The following is a 21,961-nucleotide window of genomic DNA, read 5'->3' on the forward strand; positions in this document are numbered from 1 at the left end:
TGAGGGCAGGCATTATTTTGTTGTTTTTAGCGCCAGCACGGTATTGCCGCCAGCAGCTTTGGCAAACCGTCGATTCTACTTGGGTTGAAGGGGGCTGGCTACTGCTATAGTCCTAGTAAGAGGAAAAAACACACGGCTTTTTGACTGGCTCCCTTGGCATTTATGCGGCTGGCAGGTACAGTCCATGCAAAATCCATCTATTGCAGTAAATATGTCCGCTTCTGACCACACCCCCAAGCAAAATATCGATTTCACCCCTGAATTACGCCAATGGTTACGCCGAGAGCTGTCTTTGGAGGAATTGCCCGCCCTGAAGCCACTGGGTGGAGATGCCGGTTTTCGCCGTTATTTTCGATTTGCCGGGGACATTCGCAAGGATGGGCGAGCTTTGATGGCGGTATTTGCTCCGCCCGATGTCGAGAAGAACGAAGAGTTTGTAGCGGTATCCGAGCTGCTCACGACGCTGGGGGCCAAAACCCCTGAGATCTTTGCCAAGGATCTGGAGCAAGGCTTCTTCCTCCTGGAAGACCTTGGCAGTCAGCATTTGTTTGATGTCCTCTCCCGTGACAATGTGTCGGATTTATATGGTCATGCATCAGAGTTAATTATCAGTATTCAGCAGGGATCTCAAGTCAGCGTCTTGCCTGCTTATGATGAAGAGTTACTCAATCGGGAGATGTCGCTGTTCGGTGAGTGGTTTGTTCCCAAACTGCTGGGTCATGAGGTGAGCAGGGATGAACAGCACATGCTGGATGCCTGTTTTACATTATTGGCGGACAGCGCACTGCAACAGGAATACCGACTGGTCCACCGTGATTATCATAGCCGCAACATTATGCTGGATGATAACGGCCTGGCCCTGATTGATTTCCAAGACGCGGTTTGGGGGCCGGTGACATACGATTTGGTGTCATTGCTGCGTGACTGTTATGTGTACTGGCCAGAAGCTACGGTCTACCAGGCGTTGGAAGTCCACTGGCAAAAGATGCCGACGGAATTAAAAGGCGAGATGAACTTCCCGCAATTTAAAAAAGCCTTCGATTGGATGGGGCTGCAAAGACACATCAAAGTGTTGGGCATTTTTGCTCGCCTGGCGCTGCGCGATAATAAACAGGCGTACCTGAACGATTTGCCTTTGGTTATTCGCTATACGCTGGAAGTGGCCGAGCATTATGAGGAGCTGGCGGAATTTGTGAGCTGGTTTAAGCAACGCCTCCTGCCTTTATGTGAACAACAAGACTGGTATCAGGATTATCGTCAGGCAGGAGAACAAGGGGCTCATCTGAGTCGTGAATCCGCTACTTTACCCTTTGTGGGTGCGAACGATCTCTTGTTAAAGGAATCTTCATGAAGGCGATGATTCTTGCGGCGGGTAAGGGCACGCGCATGCAGCCGCTGACCTTACACACGCCCAAGCCTTTGTTGGAAGCCGGTGGGAAAAGCCTGATTGAGCATCAGCTCGATCGAATTAAAAGTGCGGGTATTCACGAAGTCATCATTAATATTGCTTACCTGGGTGAACAGATTCGTGAGCATCTGGGAGATGGCAGCGCTTACGGTTTGCGTATTCATTACAGTGTAGAACCCGAACCTTTGGAAACCGCAGGCGCTATTGCCCATGCGCTTCCTTTGTTGGGTGATGAGCCGTTTTTATTGCTCAATGGTGATGTGTGGTGTGAGTTCCCTCTGGAACAACTTTGTCAGCATCCATTGAACGGCAGCTCGGGAAGATTGTTGTTGGTGAATAATCCTGCCTTCAAAACCCATGGCGATTTTTCCATCGACCAAAATCAGTTGTTGGGGATGCTGGAGCTGGGTGAAGGTTATACTTACGCGGGCATCGCATTATTGTTACCCGCGTTGGTTGCCGATTACCCTAATAAGCGAAAGATTTTTGCTTTGCGTGAAGTGTTTGATGCCGCGATTGCTCAGGGGCAGCTAAGTGCCGAGGTATATCGTGGGGATTGGCGGGACATCGGCACTGTCGAGCGTCTTCAAGAACTGCGGGATGATCTTTCCTGATTGTCTGTTGTTCTGGTGCTTACCGTTATCTTATCAAGCTTGCCATCAAGTTTTTTATCACAGTGTCTTTTTATTAAGGCATCTTTTTATCACAGCCTCTTTTCTATTACAGCGTTTTCGCTCGACCTTTCGCGTAGCGATTTAAAAAACCGCGAACCCGTTTGCTCATCGGATTTTCTCCCAATGCCAGTTTACTCGAAGGTAATGGCAGCTGTTGTTGACGATACACAGGCAGGCCCGCACGTAAGGCATGGGCTTTTCGCTGCTGCGCGAGCTGTAGACTTTCCTCGCCTTCATCAAAATAAATGTCCAGCACATATAAATCCAGATCAGCCATGGATTTTGCCAGATTAAAATTCGGATCCCCGGGAATATGCGAAGCGGCATTAATGCTTACCAATGCCGCGATGGGTTTGGCAACGGTGGCTTGGGGATTGCTGGGCGGAGCGACGGGAATATCGGCGATCATTTTTACTGCACGGATGACGGATTGGCCTTCACAGATAATCGCAATATTGAGCAAACCCTGTTGCCGCAGATATTCGTAAGCTTCCATTAAGCGCTCATAGGCCTGGGCTTCCGGGTCGACGGTATTACCGGAATCTTCTTCGGTCATGGTCATTGAGCTTTCTTCGGCCGCCATTTCCTGTGCAGCTGACGCTGTATTCTCTTGGGTTTTGTCGACTGGTGCGGATACCTCTTCCGGGTTGCCGTCTGGTGAGTTCTCAGATTGGGGATCTGTGCTCATTGGGCTTGGAATTGTACCCACCGTGGTGCGTTTGGGTATGGCCTCCGGCAAACTGGAGGGCAAGCTTATTGCCAGACTGGTCCAACCATGCTTGGCGAGATTGTCGCTCAATACGCGGCTGGTGTGAGGCCAGCGTGGATGCTGGCCATCGCTGTGCAACACAATGGCCGCGCCATAGGGCAGGGGGCGCCAAGCTTCCTGATAGACCCCGAGAAAGCGATTTTCTCCTTCACCCAGCCAAAGCAGGGATTCGGGATCGATCTCTTTGGCCAGTGCTTCCATTTTTTCCTGTGCCAGGTATTGCTTGTCCAGTTTGGGACGAACAATTGGCTCGCTCCCGGTATCCGTTTCAGTCGAGGTCTCGGTAGGCGTCTTGGCAGGATTGTTGGCCGTCGTTTCGGGTTCCGGGCCGCTTTTGTCCTCATCCTGTCCATAGGCAAAGCCACCCAATAGAAGGCAGAGTAAAAGGCAAGTAATGGAGAGCGAGGGTTTACTAAGATTCATGATCTGGACTTTTCGATTTTTATCGATTCTAAGTATAGCTGCTTGTGACAGTGTTGCTGTCGCAAGCTACAATAGCGCCCTGATATAGCCTGGATTAGATGTGTAGCCATGAAAGATTTCAAAATAGCACCTTCCATACTGGCGGCCGACTTTGCTCGCCTGGGTGATGAAGTGAAAGACGTGCTGGATGCCGGTGCGGATATTGTCCATTTCGATGTGATGGATAACCACTATGTGCCAAACCTCACCATCGGCCCGATGGTGTGTAAAGCGCTGCGCAATTACGGTATTACCGCGCCTGTCGATGTCCATCTGATGGTTGAGCCTGTGGACGATATGATCGGAATGTTCGCGGATGCCGGTGCCGATTACATTACCTTCCACCCGGAAGCGTCTCGCCATGTTGACCGCTCTATTCAGCTGATCAAACAAAAAGGCTGCAAGGCCGGGCTGGTGCTGAATCCGGCCACCCCCATTGATTCGGTGCGTCATGTTCTGCCACAACTGGATATGTTGCTGCTGATGTCGGTGAACCCGGGTTTTGGCGGTCAGAAGTTTATTCCCTATACCCTGGATAAGCTGCGAGAAGCCCGCCGCTTGATTGATGAGATTGAAGCCAACAGCGATGCTTCTATCCGTTTGGAAATCGATGGTGGTGTTACGGCGGATAATATTTATGAGATCGCGAGCGCCGGTGCCGATACCTTTGTCGCGGGGTCGGCGATCTTTGGTAAAGAAGACTATCGCACAGCCATCGACAATATGCGTTCGGAGTTGGCTCGCGTATAGTCGTTCGGGGGGGCGTGTAGAGGCTTTGATCATGGCCTGATTTATTCGCCCAGTTGATAGCATCCTGCGGTAAGGCGCGGTTGGAACCCTATGGTTGCGGCCGCGCCTTTCGTCTTTTAAAGGGGTGGTTCGGAAGCTCACGCCCGATCAATACGGTTTTCCGGGATCGGGGTCTTATGCAAGAACAATAAATTGAAAGACAGGTGCCTTATGAAAGCTTTAGTTGCATGGTGTTGTGCGGCAGCGGTTTGTGTCAGTCCGCTGGCACAGGCTTATGATCGAATTACCGGTTCAGAATTTGCGTCGCGTTCCGAAGTTATCGCCCAGCATGGTATGGCGGCAACGTCTCAACCCCTGGCAAGTCAGGTTGCTCTGGACATTCTGAAGAAAGGCGGCAATGCCGTTGATGCTGCGATCGCCGCCAACGCGGTGCTTGGTTTGGTTGAGCCCACGGGCAATGGCATTGGGGGTGATCTGTTTGCGATCATCTGGGATGCCAAAAGCCAGCAGCTCTATGGTTTAAATGCCTCGGGGCGCTCGCCACAATCACTCAGCCTTGAGCATCTGAAATCCCAAGGCGATAAAATTCCGGCCTACGGCCCGCTGCCCGTTTCGGTTCCCGGTACGGTTGATGGCTGGTTTGAAATGCACAATAAATTCGGCAAGCTGCCCATGGCGGAATTGCTGCAGCCAGCGATTGATTATTCCCGTGGTGGTTTCCCGGTATCTGAGTTGATTGCCTATTATTTGGAGCGCAGCGTGGCAGCTCGGGCAAAGTACCCGGGCTTTAAAGACGTCTTTATGCCGAATGGCCGGATGCCCAAAAAAGGTGAAATTTTCCGAAATCCTGCGTTGGCGAATACTCTGGAAGCGATTGCTAAAGGTGGACGCGATGCCTTTTATAAAGGCGACATCGCCAAAGAAATCGATCGCTATATGAAGGCCAATGGTGGCTTTTTAAGTTATCAGGATATGGTTGATCACCGCAGCGATTGGGTAAAACCGGTGAGCAGTAATTATCGGGGTTACGACGTTTGGGAGTTACCACCCAATGGCCAGGGTATTGCGGCGCTTCACATTCTGAATTTGATGGAAGGCTTTGATGTGAAGGCCATGGGATTTGGCAGCGTGGATTATGTGCACGCTTTTGTGGAAGCCAAAAAAATTGCCTTTGCGGATCGGGCGCGTTTTTATGCTGATCCGGATTTCAGTGATATTCCCGTCGAGCGCATCATTTCCAAAGCCTATGCGGATAAACAGCGCCCAGAAATCGACATGAAAAAAGCCGCCAAACGCGATCACGCCGGACCGGTGGAAGGCGACACTATCTACATGACCACGGCCGATAAAGACGGCAATATGGTGTCTCTGATCCAAAGTAACTTCCGTGGCATGGGATCGGGCATGACTCCGGCCAAGCTCGGTTTTGTCCTGCAGAATCGGGGGGAGTTGTTCAACTTCACGGAAGGTCACCCGAATGTGTATGCGCCTGGAAAGCGCCCCTTCCATACGATTATTCCGGCCTTCGTGACCAAAGACGGAAAGCCCTGGTTGAGCTTTGGGGTTATGGGTGGCGCTACCCAGCCGCAGATGCACGCCCAGATCGTGATCAATATGGTCGACTTTGGCATGAACCTTCAGGAAGCGGGTGACGCCCCGCGTATTTTGCACACCGGTTCCAGCCAGCCAACGGGTGAAATTATGCTGGATGGTGGCTATGTCAGTCTGGAGTCTGGCTTCCCAATGACGCTGCGTCGGGAGCTGGCCAAGCGCGGTCATGTGATTCGAGACAGTCTGGGTGCGTATGGGGGCTATCAAGCCATTTTGCGTGATCTGGAAAGCGGGATTTACTATGGCGCTTCCGAAACCCGTAAAGATGGCCAGGCGGCAGGATATTAAGCCTGCCTGGATTCATTGATTGAGAAACCTTGGGCGGCCCTGTGTTAGAATCCGCCCATGGAGTGTCGTGAATCTTGCGGGGCTTGTTGTATTGCGCCGTCAATCACGCAAGCCATGCCCAATATGCCCAATGGCAAAGCGGCCGGGGAGCACTGTGCCAACCTCGATCCCGACAGCCTGAATTGCCGTATCTGGGGGCGGGCGGATTACCCTGAGTTTTGCCGTGGATTTCTGCCTGAAGCCGATTTCTGCGGGAATAGTCGGAAAGATGCTTTGCAGATACTGACGCTGATGGAAGCGGACACCCAGGCGCAGAAACCCTGAAACGATTTTAAATAATAGCCTTTCCCGGAAGGGCACAGAGAAAACTGTAGGAACAGAATTATGGCAAAACTGCCCGATGAGCAACGTGAAATCCACGCCAAGTACACCTCCGCGTTTATTAAATTGGCGAATGACCTGAAAGATGAGGGCGGTGAAATCCAGGTGATTTCCGCAGCGCTGATGAGCGCTTCCGGCATCTACGCCACTTACACCACTTCGGGTAATGAAGGTTATTTGCATCAGTCCGGCATCGACAAAGTGACTGAGGTGTATAAAAACAATCTGACCTTTATTCAAAGCATGAAAAAGGCCGAAGCCGAAAAAGGCAACGCCTGATTCTGAGAGCTGCTGACGTGATCTGTGTTGGCAGCTCATCGTTTCTCTTCTCTAACGTTCTTTAAATAATTTCCGATGGCCCATCTTCTTTATCGTCTGAATCAATTGCCGGAAGACGAAATCCTCGATATCAGGCAGCTGCTCGACGAAGCCGATATCGACTATTACGAAACCAGTGCTGGGAATTGGGGAATATCATTGGCTGCCATTTGGCTGCCTGATGATCATCAACTCGAAGACGCCAAGGCCTTGTTGGAAAACTATCATCGTTACCGCGCTGAAGCAGCCCGAGAACATCCAGTGGAAAGCTGGTGGGCTCATGCACGACGACGCCCGGTGAAAGTGCTGGCGTTCTCCATTCTGATTACTGCCTGTTTCTATCTGCTGCTGGCGCCATTTATCGCCATGATGCTTCCTGCCTGAGTAGCGTTGGCACCCAATTGATTGTGTGCCAAGCAGACTCTGCATTTACTGCTATGCTTGCAGCAGGGGCCAAAGCCCTTGTCTTTTTGCTATGCCTGTTACGGGCGTTACATGTCTACAGCGGAGTTTGCTATGACGCGGGTATTACTGCTGGTCTTCCTTTTTGTGGGCTTACAGGGCTGCGGTGAATCCGGTCATGAGCATTTCTGCTCCAAGTACCAGTACCTTCACGGCAAGTTGACCGAGCCTGGTGTTCTGCCGTTTATGACCCTCAAACGCATGTTGCGACAGGAACTCAATGACCCTGCCAAGCGTGATGACGCGAAGATGGCTCTGTTTGTGATCAGTGATATCGAGCGTGGTGTTATTCGGGAGTCAGAAGAGCCCAGGGATTATTGCCTGCGTCGCAAGCGTTGGGAATCTTACCGCTAGGCGGTATCTACAGCCCTTGATGTTCCTGTATTCATCAGATTGTCATCTCTTCGTGGTTTAAATATATGTCTATCCGTATATAATGCTGGCCATATGTTTATGGTCTGAAGGGGGCAGTGATGGCAGTCAAGGTGGGGATCAATGGTTTCGGTCGTATGGGGCGACTGGTTTTACGGGCCGCATGGCAGTGGCCCGAGCTGGAATTTGTTCAAATCAACGATCCGTCAGGCAGCGCAGAATGCTTTGCCCATCTAATGAATTTCGACTCGGTGCATGGCATTTTCGAGGGAGAGTGTCTGGCCAAGGGTGATCAGTTGCTGCTGGGGCGGCATTCCATGGCGTTCAGCCGACACAAAAATCTGGAAGACAGTGACTGGTCGAACTGTGATTTGATTATTGAAGCCTCCGGTAAATTCAAAAGCCAACACGCTCTGCAACCCTATTTTGATCAAGGTATAAAACGCGTGCTGGTTACGGCACCAGTTAAAGAAGAGGGCGTGCTGGATACGGTTGTGGGGGTGAATGATCAGTTGTTTGATCCGGAGCGGCATCGCATTGTTACTGCGGCATCCTGCACTACTAACTGCCTGGCGCCGGTGGTGAAAGTGATTAAGGAAAACTTCGGAATTGTTCACGGCAGTTTTACCACCATTCACGATATCACCAATACCCAAAGCATTCTCGATCAAGCCCATAAAGATTTACGTCGTGCACGGGCCTGTGGTCAAAGCTTGATTCCTACCAGCACTGGCTCGGCCACAGCCATTATGGAAATTTTCCCGGAACTGAAAGGCCGCTTGGATGGCCACGCTGTACGAGTACCCTTGGCCAATGCCTCGCTTACGGATTGTGCTTTTGAGTTAGCGAAAGACACTACGGCGGATGAAGTGAATGCTTGTCTGCAAGCCGCCAGTGAGAATGAGCTGGCTGGAATTCTGGGATACGAAACCCGACCTTTGGTGTCGGTGGATTATAAGACAGACCCGCGTTCGAGCATTATTGATGCTCTCAGTACTCGGGTGATTCATTCCCGACATTTGAAACTCTACGCCTGGTATGACAACGAGTGGGGTTACGCCAACCGAAGTGCAGAGTTGGCAAGAATGTTGGCTGAACACTGTTAGAGCTTGGATACGATGAGCGAAACCAACAATACCGGCATGCGTCAGTACGGACTGATCTGCGCAAACTATTGGGTGTTTACCATTACCGATGGCGCTTTGCGTATGCTGGTGCTCTGGTATTTTCATCAGCAGGGTTATGGTGCTTTGGCCATCGCCAGTCTGTTTGTGTTTTATGAATTATTTGGGGTTTTCACGAATCTGTTTGGCGGTTGGCTGGGGGCGCGTATTGGTTTAAATCAAACCATGAATCTGGGCCTGTTGTTGCAAATCGTTTCATTGGGTTTGCTGCTGGTGCCTGCGGACATGCTGACGGTTGTGTGGGTTATGATCGCGCAGGCCGGTTCCGGTATCGCCAAAGACCTCAATAAAATGAGCGCAAAAAGTGCGATTAAAAACCTGGTGGCGAAAGATCAATTATTCACTTGGGTTGCACGTCTTACGGGTTCAAAGAACAGCTTAAAAGGTTTGGGCTTTTTTGTTGGCTCTTTACTGTTTCAGTTCTGGGGTTTTCAGGAAGCCTTGCTACTCATGATGGCCTTGCTGGGCATTGCCTTGGTGGCCAGCTTGGTGCTGCTCGACAAGCGTTTGGGGAAAAGCCAATACAAAGCCAAATTCAAGGAGTTGTTCTCAAACAGTGCGGCTCTGAATCAGCTATCGGCGGCACGTTTGTTTTTATTTGCGGCCCGTGACGTCTGGTTTGTGGTCGCGCTGCCGGTATCGCTGGCGCAGTTTTTTGCTTGGTCACATGCGTCAGTCGGGGCCTTTTTAGCCTGCTGGATTGTGGTTTATGGATTGGTTCAGGGGTTTGCTCCGCAGATGGTGCGTCAGAAAAAAGCCGCAAGCAGTCTCTGGTTTTGGGCCGCTTTGCTTTCTGTCTTGACTGGGCTTATTGCGGCGTCGCTGTGGTTGAACGGCCAGCAAAACCTGTTGCTGTCCCAGGCTTTGTTGCTATCAGGTCTGTTGGCCTTTGCTGGTATTTTTGCAATCAATTCTGCCTACCACAGTTATTTGGTGGTGGCTTATGCGCGTGCCGATGGCGCATCCCTGGACGTTGGCTTTTACTATATGTCCAATGCCTTGGGGCGCTTGCTGGGAACGATATTGTCTGGCTGGGTATACGCCAGTTTCGGTTTGGCGGCCTGTTTGGCGGTTTCTGCTGTGTTGTTGTTGCTGGCAGCGGCGCTGGCGAGAGGTTTGCCCGAATCGGCGGAGAATGATCAGGAAGAAGCAGGCGTTTGATTTCGAGCCCGTTGTTATACGGGCTCGAAGGTGTAATTTACGGCGTGTTGGCGACGCTTGTCACGAATCTTGCGAAGCTGGCGTTGGGCTGGAATTTGCCATTGAGCCACGGTTTCAGAAATACAATAGCCACGGCTGGTCAGCGCATTGATAATCGCATTGGCAGCACCCAGCGCTTGCTGGGAACGATGATAGGGGCCCTGGCTTTTCACTTTGTGGGGCTGTTCATTACTGATGCCGCCCAGGGCAATCAGCGAGTACAAACCCTCTTCGACTGGCTTAATGTGCAACTCGATGCGTTTGCCTGAAGCCGCCAGAAGAACCACGGAAGTCCCTAATTGAGGTAGCTTGATGTAATTAAGTCGCATAGTCTTCATTTCGTTGGCTAGTTGTACCCGCTTCCCATCGGGTTTCATATTGCTTGCTCTGTCTTATTTTCTTCAGTTTTTCCAGTATTTTCTCAGCGAGTCTTTCGCTAAGCCCTCAACCATAAGTATTTCAGTAGAAGGTTTTAACTGTGCGTTTATTCCGCAGTTAGCAAGCGCCTCCAAACCCTGTTGTTATATAAGCCTTTTGGTTCACATCTTGTGGGCTTATTTTTGTTGAGTCTGGCGTCAAAATTCCCTTGTAGCTTCCCCTATCTCCCAGAAAGCGTCAAGTTTCAAACACTCTACAATGAGCAATTGATTGTGGCTATAAGACGTTGATATTAAATGTAAATCTACAGTTTCTAGTTCTTTTGAAGTAGAACTTCAAAACGATAACTGGTCTACCTTTTCTCATACTTTGTGAACTGGATAACATTTTGCCTAGTCATCAATTTGACGCCGCTGTGGCTTTAAACGTAGAGCTTGTTGGGCTATTTCTGTACACTTGCGCCGCTTTTCATTTTGAGGTGAGTTCATACAGCTATGCTCAGCGAATCCTATCGCCAACGTTTTTCCGGAATTGCCCGCTTATACGGTGAGCAGGGGCTGCTGAATCTCAGTCGTGCCCATATGCTGGTGATTGGCATTGGTGGGGTAGGCAGCTGGTTGGCAGAAGCCCTCGCACGCAGTGGTGTGGGAGAAATCAGTTTGCTGGATATGGATGATATCTGCATCAGCAATATCAACCGCCAGTTACACGCTCTTCAAAGTACCGTAGGCCAAAGTAAAATCGACTTGATGGCGCAGCGCCTGAGGGATATTAATCCTGAGGTGCGTGTGCACTGCATTGATGATTTTCTGGATGTTGAGAATATCGCCGAGCACATCCATCCGGATATGGATGTAGTCATTGATGCGATTGATTCGGCGAAAGTGAAATCCGCTTTGATCGCCCATTGCCGCGCCCAAAAACAGCAGGTGATTACACTTGGCAGTGCGGGCGGTAAGATTGACCCGGCGCGAGTAGTGAGTGGCGATTTGAGCAAGACCATTAAAGATCCCTTATTGGCGCGTACCCGAAAAATCCTGCGTCAGCAATTTGGTTTCCCGCGCAACCCCAAGCGCGTGTTTTCGGTGGAAGCTGTGTATTCCCCTGAGCAAATGAAGTATCCGGATGGCAATGGTGGTGTGACCGAACAAAAGCCGAAACAGGATGCCGGCCAGGGACTGGATTGCAGCGGCGGCTTTGGCTCAATCACGATGGTAACGTCAGTGTTCGCCATGCTGGCGGCGAATCGGGCCATTGAACGCTATCTGGAACGGGCGCCGGGGGACGACGCATAAAGCTTGTCAGTCGAGTTCAGGGTAAGTTGCGCAGATGATTAATCAGGCTGTGAATGCCATTGCTGCGTGACGGACTGAGATAGTTTTCCAGTTGCAGTTCTTCTATCGCTTTGTTGAAATCGAAGGCTTTGATTTCTTCACTGCGGCACCCCTCTACCCAGCTTAAAATCAGGGCGGACACTCCGCGAATCAATCGAGCGTCACTATCGTGACGGAAATTCCAGAAACCATTTCGACGTTTGGCGTGCAACCACAAAGCTGATTCGCAACCCGGAATCATATAGCGTTCTTTACGAATATCAGCTTTGATCGTAATTTCCTTGCCCCAGAGAATGAGTTGCTTTTGTCGTTGCTGCCAACTCATTTTCCCACTGATGACTTTGGCCCGTTGGGCGTTGAGTTCTTTTTTGGCCGGAGCGTCGGAAGGTGTCTGCTTGATGTGTTTCTGGTTCTGCAAAAAAGCTTCACAGGCACGCAGTAGGGCATCCATGTCTTCCCGGGTATTGTAGGGTGCAATTGAGGCACGCAATAAACTGCTTTGATTCATGCTCTGCAGTAAAGGCTGAGTGCAGTGGTGGCCTTGCCTTACCGAGATACCGTGTCGATCGAGAAAATCCGCAAGCTCAATATTTAATTCTTGTTCCTGCAAGCTGAAACAAACGATGCCAGCAGGATTATGCGGATCACTAAAGAGTTGGATTTCGTTGAGCTGCTTTAAGCCCTGATGGGCATGATGACACAGGGTTTGTTTGTGGTGTTTGATGTGTTCCAGTGGCCACTGTCCAAAGAAATCCAATGCCGCTTGAAATCCGGCAATGGCTGCTGTGGCCGGACTGCCAGCTTCAAAACGGTGGGGCGCTTCCAGATAACTGCTCTCTTCGAGGCCGACCTGTTGGATCATGCCGCCACCTGTTAATAGGGGCGTCAACTTATTAAGTTTTGAGCGTTTGCCATAGAGCACCCCCAAACCTTCGGGGCCATACATTTTGTGCGCTGAAAAACACAGGAAGTCACAGCCAATCTGTTGGACGTCAACCGTGTTGTGTGCGATGTGTTGGGCTGCGTCGACAACAAACACACAGGATTCCGGAATGATCTGGCGGGCCTGATGTAAATCCGGCGCGCAGCCCAATGTGTTTGAACAGGCGCTCAGACTGACAACGCGCGTGTTGTCGGTAATCAGGGTTTTCAGTTGGTCAATGTCCAGCTCGCCGTTGTGCAGGGGAAGAAACTTTAGAACAAGGCCTTTGTTTTTCGCGACTTCTTGCCAGGGCAGCAGATTGGCGTGGTGTTCCAGCAGGGACAAAATAATTTCGTCTCCCGCTTGCAGTTGTTCGCCAATGCCTTTCGCGAGGGTATTAAGTGCCGCCGTACAGCTTTGGGTAAAAACAATATTGTCGGAGTGTTCGGCATTGATAAAGTCCGCAGTGCTCTGACGACAGCTCTCAATGACCTTGGTTGCGTCGCGGCTGTAGCGGTGACTGCCCCGGTGGGCGTTACCAACTCCGTTTTGATAGTAGTGACGGATGGCCTCAATAACGACGGACGGCTTTTGAGTGGTAGCTGCATTATCCAGGTAATGTACCGCCTGATTCTTCAGTGCGGGAAATTGAGCTTTAAATTGAGCGGCATCGAAGGTATTTGAAGTCATAACGCTGTCTAAACGAGGCTTGGGGCTGGTCTGCTGATTGATTTCAAGCGCGATTGTCGCACAGATCCAATCCAAATAGGCGACGGCTGTTGGCGCTGGTGATGTTGGCAATCTTTTCCGGGGATTCTGATCGGATGTCTGCCAGACATTGATTGATATCGGCCAGGGCAAGGGGACTATTAGCTTTTCCCTGCTGGCCATAGAGTGGCATCGACGGCGCGTCGGTTTCCAGAACGATGTGTTCGAGCGCAAGTTGGCTGACCGTGCGCCGGGTTTTCTGGGCGCGAGGGTAGGTGATACCGCCGCCAATGCCGATCAAAAAGCCGAGGCTAATATAGCTTTGGGCAAGCTCAATGCTGCCATGAAAGCCATGGACGACACCATGAAGGGGTTGAAACTTTTTGAGTAGGGACAGCAATTCCTGATGGGCTTTGTGCGCGTGCAGTATGACAGGCTTGTTGAGATCGCGGGCTTGTTCGAGTTGCCAGCTTAAGGCTTGCTTGTGCAGTTCGGTGATGCCTTTGCCGCCGTCCAGTCCGCATTCACCTATCGCGACGCAGTTGGGATCGTTCAGGGCCTGGCTCAGGGAATCCTGAAGTTCCGAGAAGGTTTGTGCGTTGACCCACCAGGGGTGCAGGCCCGCCGACCAAAAACAGCCCGGGTGTTGCTCACAGAGTGCTTGAATACGTGGCCAGTATTGGGCTTCGGTAGCGGGAATAATAATGTGCTTGATGTGTTGCTGGCGGCATTTCTGCCAGAGCTGATCGACATTACTGAACTCGGGAAAGTCCAGGTGACAGTGACTGTCGATCAGCTCCATGGTGTATCGGGTTTACAGACTTTTGTAAAAGCTAAGCACGATCAGGGCTGGGCAGAAAAAGCGCACGTAGACGGGCCATATTTTCCAAAACAGGCTGTCTTCAATATCTTCGTGACCTTCTTTAAGCTCAGAGAGCAAACGATCGCGATGCATAATCCAGCCGGCGAAGATACACAGTAGGATGCCCAGAATGGGTTGGCTGTATTTGGTGGTAAAGTCGACCACCAGGCCAAACAGGCTGCCAAAATTCAAAATGATTACAGCACTGATGGCGAAAATAATGCCACCAATAATTAGCGTAACAACTGGACGAGAGGCTTGACTGGTTTCCACAGCACGTGCAACAGGCACTTCCAACATGGAAATGGATGAGGTCAGTGAGGCGATCGTCATTAAGCCGAAGAAGGCGATTGCAACCCAGGGACCAGCGGCGCCCATGGATTCAAACAGCACTGGCAAAACCTGAAATATCAAATCGGGGCCGGCCAGCAGATCACCACTTTCGCTGTAAATCGTCGCGCCGTGATGCTGGGCGACAAACATGGCGGGAATAATCAGCAAGCCGGCAGTAAAGGCAATACCCACATCTACGGTGGTGACGATGGCGCCCAGTCTTGGCAGGCTGTCGTCTTTACTCAAGTAAGAGCCGTAAATCATCATGGTGCCTACGCCCAGGGATAGGGAGAAAAAGGCCTGCCCCATCGCGCTGACAATCAAATCCGGATTGGTCAGTTGGCTCAGGTCCGGCAGCAGATAAAGCTTGAGGCCCTCGGCAGCGCCTTCCTGGGTCAATACATAAATGATCAGCAATAGCAGCAGAACGATCAATGCTGGCATCAGTCGAGTTGACCAGCGCTCGATACCGGATTCTACACCGCTGGCAATGATGGCCATCGTCAAACCGGCGAAGAGCCCACCAAAGATCAGATTGCGGCCATTGCTTTGTTCGGTAAGCCAATGATGCGCAGCATCCAGACTCATCATCTCTGCTGCAGGTGCGATCAGGTAGGCAACCATCCAGCCAGCGATAATGGTGTAGAAGCTCAGGATCAAGCTCGCGACCACAATGCCGTACCAACCGGTAAAGCGACCGAAGAATTTTGTCAGGGGGCTGCTGGCAACAGACGCCAGGCCGTCAACGGTGTTGGAGCGTGAGTGCCTGCCGAGCGTCAGCTCGGCCATCAGTGCCGGGTAGGCCAGACAGAAGGCCAGTACCAAATAGGCTAATACGAAGGCGGCTCCACCATTGCTGGCGGTCTGGGTTGGAAAGCCCCAGATATTGCCAAGACCCACAGCAGAACCTGCTGCGGCCATAATAAAACCAGTTTTTGAAGAAAATTGTCCCCTGGGGCTGCTCATAATCTACGTCTCATTATTCTAGTTGGGTAGACGCTGCCGCGATCCGGTATGGTCTGTACGGCAAATCTGACTCGGTTACAGAGCCGATTTTGCCGTAATTTGGCGAATGATGCGAGAAATTGGCCGATAAGCCGAAAATTGGCAATATTGATAAAGCCAAGTTACTGTGACTGCATCAAACGTTGCTTTTGGCGGTTCCAATCGCGTTGTTTTTCCGTTTCACGCTTGTCATGTTGCTGCTTACCCTTACCCAAACCAATCTGGCATTTCACCAAATGGTTTTTCCAGTACAGGGACAATGCAATCACGGTATAACCTTGTTGCTCGGCGGCCTGGCGCAGTCGAGTAATCTCTTTACGATGCAGGAGCAGGCGACGGGAACGAGTAGGTTCAGTGACGAAATGAGTGGATGCACTGATCAGGGGTTGGATCTGGGCGTTCAACAGGAAAGCTTCGCCGTTCTTAAAAAACACGTAGCTGTCAGTCAGTTGGCCTTTGCCTTCGCGCAGACTTTTTACTTCCCAACCCATAAGCTCCAGACCGGCCTCGATGGTATCACTGATGTGATAATCAAAACGGGCGCGTTTATTCTGGGCGATGGTATTGGGATTGGATTTTTTTTGCTTCTTTGCCATGGCGGCGGATTATAAAGGCAAGTCTCTGGAAAGCCCAGTCGGGATCGGATAACGGGTACTGTTGTTTACTCTCCAAGGCCTATTAACTCTTCCCGGAAAGAGTGCCCCAAGAGGCCATAAGAAAGGTAATGAAGGAGCAATTGAAGCAGGAATGGCACAGTGATTATGGTAGCATCCCTCCCATGAGCGAAACCCTTGAAAGCACAGTTTCTTCCCCACCTGAACCGCAAAGCGATGCCAATGAGCAGCGCTGGTTAGGCTATTGGCCATTTGTGTGGGGAGCAACCGGTGCTGCCGTCAGCCTGATCAATTTATGGCGCTTCCCCTATTTAGTGGGTGAGCATGGCGGGGGTCTGTTTCTGTTGGTGTATTTGCTGTGCGTAATTATTCTGGCGGTTCCCATCATGCTTGCCGAATTATTGATCGGTCGTTTGGGGCGCGGAAATCCCGTAATTGCGGTGGCGTCGGTTGCCCAGCTGGCAGGCATTTCCAGTTGGTGGCGCTTGATTGGGTACCTGGTGATTGCCGCAAGTTTGCTGATTTTACCCATCTACAGTGTGATGGGTGGTTGGGGCCTGGAATTTTTAAGCATGGCGTTGGAACATCGCTTTGAGGGGATCAGCTTTGCCAGCAGTCGTGCGGATTTTGATCGCTTTCTGCTGGATCAAACCACCATGCTGGGCTGGCACAGCGTTATGATGCTGGCAGCGGTAGCTCTGGTTGCGGCCGGTATTCGGGTTCTCGCCTGGGTGTTAAAAATTCTGGTGCCGGCGATGTTTATTATTATGTTGGCTCTGGTATACCAGCTCTCCTCACTGGACGATTTTAGCCACGCTCTGGAATGGATGTTTGTTTTTCGTCCTGAAGATTTTACCTGGACTTCTGTTTTGCTCGCACTGGGGCACGGCTTTCTGACGCTGGGAGTCGGCCTGGGCGTTATCATGACGTACAGCGGCTATCTGCCAAAGGGCAGTCAGATGGGGCGGCTGGTATTGCGAATCAGTGTACTGGATTTATTGATGGCGGTGCTGGCGGGATTGGTTGCATTACCTCTGTTGATGTCGATTCCCGAGCAGGCACCGGCTGCGGGGCCTGAATCACTCTTTGTTTCTTTGCCTGCGGTCTTCGGCTCGATGCCCGGCGGCTTTTCTCTGGCCAACTGGTTTTACATCGCTGTGGTTGCGGTGGCTCTGAGTTCAATTGTTCCCTTAATGGAACCTTTGGTTGCTCACATGCAGGATCGCGGTTGGCCGCGTTATCAGGGGGCGATTTTTACCGGAACGGTTTGCTGGACATTGGGGCTGGGTGTGGTGATGTCCTTTAACCAGTGGCAACAAGTGGATCTGTTGGACGGTTTGAATTTCTCCGAGCTGCTAGACTACCTCACTGCCAATGTTTTGATGCCGATTGTGGGTTTAACGATGGCGGTGATTGTTGGATGGTTATTGCCCGTCGAGAAGGCTCGCGAAGCATTTCAGCAGGAATCCAAATGGCGCTTTCAAGCCTGGCTTCTGCTGTTAAAATACGGCGCCCCGTTATTGATCTATGCAATTTTCATTATGCCGATGTTGCAAAACTGGTTGTTGTGAATATTGTCAGGTTTGAAAAGTTGAATGTGATGGACGTATAGATGGCCACTGAAATTGAGCGCAGTGCCCTGGTGGCTTATTCCCAGGAGCAAATGTTCGAGCTGGTGGGGGATATTGAATCCTATCCTCAGTTCATGGCGGGTTGCGTTGCTTCCGAAGTGTTGGAGCGCGGTGACGATTATGTGGTGGCAACTTTGCGTTTGTCCCAAGCGGGAATCAAGCAGGAATTCACCACGCGTAATACTTTGATTGAACCCAGCTGCATGACGATGGAGTTGGTCGAAGGGCCGTTCTCGGAATTTTCAGGCCAGTGGCGTTTTAAGGCGCTGACTGACTCTGCCTGTAAAGTGGAGCTGAGCTTGCGTTTTGCATTTGATAATGCTGTTTTGCAATTGGCGGCGGGAAAATTGTTTGAAAAGGTCGCCAATCAACAGGTGGCATCGCTTTGCCAGCGGGCTGAGAATGTTTACGGTCCAAGCACGTTATAGTTGATCGTAATCGGATTGAAAACTGAATTTTATTGTCACCACGAAATCAAAATTATGAGTCATTAACATGAGTGATATCGAAACCATTGCTGTGGAAGTTGCTTACGCTTTACCGGACAAACAAAAAATAGTTTCTCTGTTGGTTGAGCCGGGCACGACAGCTTTGCAAGCTGTGAAAAAATCCGGGATTTGCCAGATCTTTCCAGAGATCGATCCGGATACCGCGAAGATGGGTATTTTTGGCCAGAGTCTCGGCACCAAAGGTTTGCTAAAGGCTCATGAGCACCTGCTTAAAGAAGGGGACAGAGTAGAGATCTATCGTCCCCTGATTGCCGACCCGAAAGAGGTTCGTCGTCGTCGGGCTGCGAAGGCAGCGGGAGAGGGCGCAGAGTAATTCAAACGCCAGCTTGGTGAGGATTTCAGAGATACAAAAAGAGCCGCGTTGCTTTTGCAGCGCGGCTCTTTTTTTGAATGCAATTAATTCCCAATGCTATTTTCAGGTACGGTTGGTCAATACCGCCTGGTACCACTGTCGAGCTTGGGTGATTAGCTGTCGCCGTTTTCAGCGCGGAAGTCACCGCTAAAGCGTGCCAGTTTATCTTCCTCATCAAAAAACACGGTGAGTCGCTCTTTCGTGAGTTTACCGTTAGCGTCTTTCAGGCTGTAGTAATAGTCCCAGCGGTCCGGGGTGAAGGTGTCGGTAATCAAGGGGGTGCCCAGAACAAAACGAACCTGACGCTTGGTCATGCCAGGCTTCAGCTGATCAACCATGTCTTGAGTAATGATATTCCCCTGTTGGATGTCCAGAGTGTATACCCCGGGGAATTTCAGGTAGGAACAGGCGCTGATCATGAGGAGACAGGCGGCGGCGATACTGAGCTTTACGGCTTTTTGCATGAAGGGCTTCCACTTCGTTAGACTAATAGGAGATAATACCTGAACTTATTCAATACTGAGAAGACTCTTGGGGGAAAAATGGCTGTTGAAAACCAGGAATTACGTAAGGCTGGACTTAAGGTAACCTTGCCTCGGGTTAAGATCCTGCAAATTCTTGAATCCTCGGAACAGCACCACATGAGCGCTGAAGACGTTTATAAGTCGCTGATGGAAGCCGGTGAAGACGTTGGTTTGGCAACGGTGTATCGGGTTCTCACTCAGTTTGAGGGCGCAGGCTTGGTGGTTCGTCATAATTTTGATGGCGGTCATTCAGTGTTTGAGTTGGCTCGTGGTGATCATCATGACCACATGGTTTGTACGGACACTGGACGAGTGATAGAGTTCCATAACGAAGAAATTGAACGTCTTCAGGATGCCATCGCTGAAGAGCATGGTTACGAGATTGTTGGTCACAGCCTGGTGCTTTACGTAAAACCAAAAGAGTAATCGACCGTTGGGGTTGATCAAAATGGGGCATATTGAGCCCCATTTTAGTTTGTAGGGCGGCATATACAGATTTACGATGAAGCAGCTCTCCGGCGTGGGCCCAAGTGGTAATAAAGAGTAGATATTTTTTATGGCAGAAGAACAAAAAACAGCGGCCCCGGCCCGTAACTTTCAATTGAATCTGGTTCAGGTCAGTGATTTGGCCTGCCGCATTTTGTACCAAACTTTTGTGGTACAGGCGAAAGATAAAGCCAAGATGGCCTTGAAAGATCTGAAATCTGGTAAGGGCCTGAATGTCGGTGTACTGACTCTGACTGTTACCCATAAAGATACCGGTGTTGAAGAAAAGCTGGATCTACCAATGAAGATCAGATTGGACTACAGCGAATTCCGTGGTCCGTTTAACTTCCCGTCTTTTGAAGCTTCAGTTCGTGCCACTATCAGTTTGATTGGGCAGACTCTGGATGCCAAAGGCGATTTGAATATTCTGACCGAAGAAAGCACAGGCAGTGCTTTGCTGCATTTGCCGGGTGTGACTGAAGACCAGGACGGCCGTTACAATGTGATGGTTATGGCGATTGAGCCCATCAAAGAGCGTGACCGCAAATTGGCTTTGGGTGTAAAACTGATGTATCTGGATCCGAACCAGTACGAACAGTTGCGTGACGAAGCGCCTGCCAACGAAGAGTAAAAAATCGTTGTAGCGCGACATTAAAAAACCCGGCCAAGGCCGGGTTTTTTAATGTCGGTGTATTTGCGGCTCAGTGTACGGTTGAGAGCATTTCCTTGGCATGGGCTACCGCCTGTTCACTGCTGGCTTCGCCGCCGAGCATACGAGCAATTTCCGAAATGCGCTCATCGTCTTCGAGCTTGGACAAAGAAGATGCAGCGCCTGCTTTATCGGTGGTCTTGCTGACTTGCAGATGTTGATGGGCTTTGCTGGCCACTTGGGGAAGGTGAGTAACACACAATACCTGGCAGCGCTCTCCAAGTTGACGCAGCATTTGACCAACAACATTGGCGGTCGCTCCGCCGATACCCACATCCACTTCATCAAATACCAACGTGGCCGCTGCACTGGTTTGGGCTGTGACCACCTGAATGGCCAGGCTGATGCGCGACAGCTCGCCACCGGAAGCAATTTTACCCAGAGGTTTGGGATCCTGGCCGGGATTGGTGGCAATCAGAAATTCGATTTCCTCGCTGCCTTTGCTGCTCGGTTCATCGATTGGTCTTAACGCTATCTCAAAGAAGGCATTGGACATGGCCAGGTTTTCAAGTTGCTTATTGACCTGGGCTTGCAGTTTCTTGGCAGCTGCCTGACGTTTTTGACGAAGCTTCGCCGCCAGTTCCTTGTAGTGTTTCAGTGCTGCCTCGGATTGTTGTTGCAGTTGATCCAGGTCTTCATCGACGTTGCCCAGAGAGGCCAGTTCTTCGCTCAGCTGTTGGTGGAGTTCACTGAGTTCAGATGGGTCGATGCGATGTTTGCGGGCAATGTCATAAATGCGGCTCAAACGGTTTTCCAGTTCGTGCAAGCGCTCGGGGTCGGCCTCGAAGCCGTCTACATGACGTTGAATTTCCCCGTTGGCTTCTTCCAGTTGTATCAGGGCCTGGCCCAGCATATTTTCAGCTTCGCTCAATGATGTGCTCTTGCCGTTGATCTCAGAGAGCAATTGCAAACATTGATTTAAGCCCTGGCGCAGACTGAATTCACTTTCGCCTTCGCACAGGTTGGCGACTTGCTGGCATTTATGCAAAGTGTCTTCGGCATTCGCCAATTGTTGCTGTTCCTGTTCCAGCTTTTCCAGCTCGTCCTCATTCAAATCAAGTTCATCCAATTCCGATACCTGATAACTGAGCAACTGATGACGGGCGCTGATCTCTTCGGCATTGTCTCGCCGTTCGATAAAGCGTTGCTGAGACAGGCGGTAGTCTTTAAAGGCCTGCTTCAGTTTTTCCAGTAAGGGTTTTAGGGAGCCAAAATTGTCCAGCAGCCGACGGTGGTGTTCTTTTTTAAGCAGAGATTGGTGTTCATGCTGGCCGTGAATGTCGATTAACAGTTCACCCAGCCCCTTGAGCTGTTGCAAGGTGACAGGGTTGCCATTGATATAGGCTCGGCTGCGACCCTCGGCGGATAGAACGCGGCGCAGAAGGCATTCCTCATCAAGAGCGCCTTCACTCGAGCCGCTGTCGAGTTCATGGCGCTGGAGCCATTTCTGGGCTGCGGGCAACTGGCTGATATCAAAGTTGGCGTAGACATCCGCTTTGCTGGCACCTTTGCGGACTTTATCCGCATCGGCACGCTCGCCGATGGCCAGTCCCAAAGCATTGAGAAGAATGGATTTACCAGCACCGGTTTCGCCGGTGATCGCCGTCAGGCCCTGGTCGAGTTCCAGATCAAGGCTGTCTACCAGAGTAATGTTGTTAATACTGAGCTGGGTGAGCATATCCCGCTCCTCCTCACTAGAATCTCGGCTGTCCAGA

General features: G+C 50.9%; 24 protein-coding genes. 16 read left to right on the top strand and 8 right to left on the bottom strand.

Annotated elements, in window-relative coordinates:
* Nucleotides 1-184: 184 nt before the first annotated feature.
* On the top strand, nucleotides 185-1,351 hold the full coding sequence (locus tag G8768_RS07195) for an aminoglycoside phosphotransferase family protein (RefSeq protein ID WP_166849241.1): 1,167 nt from the start codon (nucleotides 185-187) through the stop codon (nucleotides 1,349-1,351).
* Nucleotides 1,348-2,022 (top strand): N-acetylmuramate alpha-1-phosphate uridylyltransferase MurU, encoded by a 675-nt coding sequence (murU, locus tag G8768_RS07200; RefSeq protein ID WP_184679358.1) that lies wholly within the window; start codon nucleotides 1,348-1,350, stop codon nucleotides 2,020-2,022. Before G8768_RS07195 ends, murU begins: the two co-directional genes overlap by 4 nt.
* A 106-nt stretch (nucleotides 2,023-2,128) precedes the next feature.
* Here murU and G8768_RS07205 read toward each other — a convergent pair whose 3' ends face one another.
* Complete coding sequence (locus G8768_RS07205) at nucleotides 2,129-3,274, bottom strand: DUF3530 family protein (RefSeq protein ID WP_166849238.1); 1,146 nt, start codon at nucleotides 3,272-3,274, stop codon at nucleotides 2,129-2,131.
* A 108-nt stretch (nucleotides 3,275-3,382) separates the two neighbouring features.
* On the opposite strand from G8768_RS07205, the gene rpe reads away from it, so the two are divergent.
* The 8 genes from rpe to arsJ all read left to right on the top strand — a co-directional run bounded on the left by rpe (nucleotide 3,383) and on the right by arsJ (nucleotide 9,840).
* On the top strand, nucleotides 3,383-4,063 hold the full coding sequence (rpe, locus tag G8768_RS07210) for a ribulose-phosphate 3-epimerase (protein WP_166849235.1): 681 nt from the start codon (nucleotides 3,383-3,385) through the stop codon (nucleotides 4,061-4,063).
* A gap of 210 nt (nucleotides 4,064-4,273) precedes the next feature.
* Nucleotides 4,274-5,962: a gamma-glutamyltransferase gene (gene ggt / locus G8768_RS07215; protein WP_166849232.1), complete on the top strand. Its 1,689-nt coding sequence runs from the start codon at nucleotides 4,274-4,276 to the stop codon at nucleotides 5,960-5,962.
* 57 nt (nucleotides 5,963-6,019) lie between these two features.
* Nucleotides 6,020-6,286 (top strand): YkgJ family cysteine cluster protein, encoded by a 267-nt coding sequence (locus G8768_RS07220; RefSeq protein ID WP_166849229.1) that lies wholly within the window; start codon nucleotides 6,020-6,022, stop codon nucleotides 6,284-6,286.
* Nucleotides 6,287-6,346: 60 nt separating this feature from the next.
* Entirely contained in the window at nucleotides 6,347-6,622 is a 276-nt protein-coding gene (locus G8768_RS07225; protein ID WP_166849226.1) for a DUF3144 domain-containing protein, read from the top strand.
* Between the two features lie 75 nt (nucleotides 6,623-6,697).
* Nucleotides 6,698-7,045 carry a DUF6164 family protein gene (locus G8768_RS07230; protein WP_166849223.1) on the top strand — a complete coding sequence of 116 codons (348 nt, stop codon included), beginning with the start codon at nucleotides 6,698-6,700 and terminating at the stop codon, nucleotides 7,043-7,045.
* 132 nt (nucleotides 7,046-7,177) lie between these two features.
* Nucleotides 7,178-7,477: a hypothetical protein gene (locus tag G8768_RS07235; RefSeq protein ID WP_166849221.1), complete on the top strand. Its 300-nt coding sequence runs from the start codon at nucleotides 7,178-7,180 to the stop codon at nucleotides 7,475-7,477.
* A 119-nt stretch (nucleotides 7,478-7,596) separates the two neighbouring features.
* Nucleotides 7,597-8,601 (top strand): ArsJ-associated glyceraldehyde-3-phosphate dehydrogenase, encoded by a 1,005-nt coding sequence (locus tag G8768_RS07240; protein WP_166849218.1) that lies wholly within the window; start codon nucleotides 7,597-7,599, stop codon nucleotides 8,599-8,601.
* Between the two features lie 12 nt (nucleotides 8,602-8,613).
* Nucleotides 8,614-9,840, top strand: a complete 1,227-nt coding sequence (gene arsJ, locus G8768_RS07245; protein ID WP_166849216.1) for an organoarsenical effux MFS transporter ArsJ — start codon at nucleotides 8,614-8,616, stop codon at nucleotides 9,838-9,840.
* Between the two features lie 14 nt (nucleotides 9,841-9,854).
* On the opposite strand, the gene G8768_RS07250 is transcribed toward arsJ, so the two are convergent.
* Complete coding sequence (locus G8768_RS07250; RefSeq protein WP_166849214.1) at nucleotides 9,855-10,208, bottom strand: PA4575 family protein; 354 nt, start codon at nucleotides 10,206-10,208, stop codon at nucleotides 9,855-9,857.
* 543 nt (nucleotides 10,209-10,751) lie between these two features.
* On the opposite strand from G8768_RS07250, the gene tcdA reads away from it, so the two are divergent.
* The gene (gene tcdA / locus G8768_RS07255) at nucleotides 10,752-11,552 is read left to right on the top strand and encodes a tRNA cyclic N6-threonylcarbamoyladenosine(37) synthase TcdA (RefSeq protein WP_166849212.1); all 801 of its coding nucleotides are present in this window, start codon (nucleotides 10,752-10,754) and stop codon (nucleotides 11,550-11,552) included.
* Nucleotides 11,553-11,568: 16 nt separating this feature from the next.
* On the opposite strand, the gene G8768_RS07260 is transcribed toward tcdA, so the two are convergent.
* The 4 genes from G8768_RS07260 to smpB form a co-directional block, all read right to left on the bottom strand.
* Nucleotides 11,569-13,203, bottom strand: a complete 1,635-nt coding sequence (locus G8768_RS07260; protein WP_166849210.1) for an aminotransferase class V-fold PLP-dependent enzyme — start codon at nucleotides 13,201-13,203, stop codon at nucleotides 11,569-11,571.
* 43 nt (nucleotides 13,204-13,246) lie between these two features.
* Nucleotides 13,247-14,023 carry a TatD family hydrolase gene (locus G8768_RS07265; protein ID WP_166849208.1) on the bottom strand — a complete coding sequence of 259 codons (777 nt, stop codon included), beginning with the start codon at nucleotides 14,021-14,023 and terminating at the stop codon, nucleotides 13,247-13,249.
* 12 nt (nucleotides 14,024-14,035) lie between these two features.
* Nucleotides 14,036-15,382, bottom strand: coding sequence for a sodium-dependent transporter (locus G8768_RS07270; RefSeq protein WP_166849206.1), 1,347 nt, complete (start codon nucleotides 15,380-15,382; stop codon nucleotides 14,036-14,038).
* Nucleotides 15,383-15,543: 161 nt separating this feature from the next.
* Nucleotides 15,544-16,017 (bottom strand): SsrA-binding protein SmpB, encoded by a 474-nt coding sequence (gene smpB, locus G8768_RS07275; RefSeq protein WP_166849203.1) that lies wholly within the window; start codon nucleotides 16,015-16,017, stop codon nucleotides 15,544-15,546.
* Nucleotides 16,018-16,145: 128 nt separating this feature from the next.
* Between smpB and G8768_RS07280 the strand changes: the two genes are divergently transcribed.
* The 3 genes from G8768_RS07280 to G8768_RS07290 all read left to right on the top strand — a co-directional run bounded on the left by G8768_RS07280 (nucleotide 16,146) and on the right by G8768_RS07290 (nucleotide 18,488).
* Nucleotides 16,146-17,606 carry a sodium-dependent transporter gene (locus G8768_RS07280; RefSeq protein ID WP_166849200.1) on the top strand — a complete coding sequence of 487 codons (1,461 nt, stop codon included), beginning with the start codon at nucleotides 16,146-16,148 and terminating at the stop codon, nucleotides 17,604-17,606.
* Nucleotides 17,607-17,647: 41 nt separating this feature from the next.
* Nucleotides 17,648-18,094: a type II toxin-antitoxin system RatA family toxin gene (locus tag G8768_RS07285; protein WP_166849198.1), complete on the top strand. Its 447-nt coding sequence runs from the start codon at nucleotides 17,648-17,650 to the stop codon at nucleotides 18,092-18,094.
* 67 nt (nucleotides 18,095-18,161) lie between these two features.
* The gene (locus G8768_RS07290; RefSeq protein WP_166849196.1) at nucleotides 18,162-18,488 is read left to right on the top strand and encodes an RnfH family protein; all 327 of its coding nucleotides are present in this window, start codon (nucleotides 18,162-18,164) and stop codon (nucleotides 18,486-18,488) included.
* A 152-nt stretch (nucleotides 18,489-18,640) separates the two neighbouring features.
* Here the strand turns inward: G8768_RS07290 and G8768_RS07295 are convergent, their stop codons facing one another.
* Nucleotides 18,641-18,991, bottom strand: coding sequence for an outer membrane protein assembly factor BamE (locus tag G8768_RS07295; protein ID WP_166849194.1), 351 nt, complete (start codon nucleotides 18,989-18,991; stop codon nucleotides 18,641-18,643).
* Nucleotides 18,992-19,069: 78 nt separating this feature from the next.
* Here G8768_RS07295 and fur point away from each other — a divergent pair, with 78 nt between their 5' ends.
* Nucleotides 19,070-19,477 carry a ferric iron uptake transcriptional regulator gene (gene fur, locus G8768_RS07300; protein ID WP_166849192.1) on the top strand — a complete coding sequence of 136 codons (408 nt, stop codon included), beginning with the start codon at nucleotides 19,070-19,072 and terminating at the stop codon, nucleotides 19,475-19,477.
* Between the two features lie 130 nt (nucleotides 19,478-19,607).
* Nucleotides 19,608-20,168, top strand: a complete 561-nt coding sequence (locus G8768_RS07305) for a hypothetical protein (RefSeq protein ID WP_166849190.1) — start codon at nucleotides 19,608-19,610, stop codon at nucleotides 20,166-20,168.
* A gap of 70 nt (nucleotides 20,169-20,238) precedes the next feature.
* Here G8768_RS07305 and recN read toward each other — a convergent pair whose 3' ends face one another.
* Nucleotides 20,239-21,924 carry a DNA repair protein RecN gene (recN, locus tag G8768_RS07310; RefSeq protein ID WP_166849188.1) on the bottom strand — a complete coding sequence of 562 codons (1,686 nt, stop codon included), beginning with the start codon at nucleotides 21,922-21,924 and terminating at the stop codon, nucleotides 20,239-20,241.
* Between the last annotated feature and the right edge of the window lie 37 nt (nucleotides 21,925-21,961).

Source organism: Pseudoteredinibacter isoporae (assembly GCF_011602085.1).
Lineage (GTDB): Bacteria > Pseudomonadota > Gammaproteobacteria > Pseudomonadales > Cellvibrionaceae > Pseudoteredinibacter > Pseudoteredinibacter isoporae.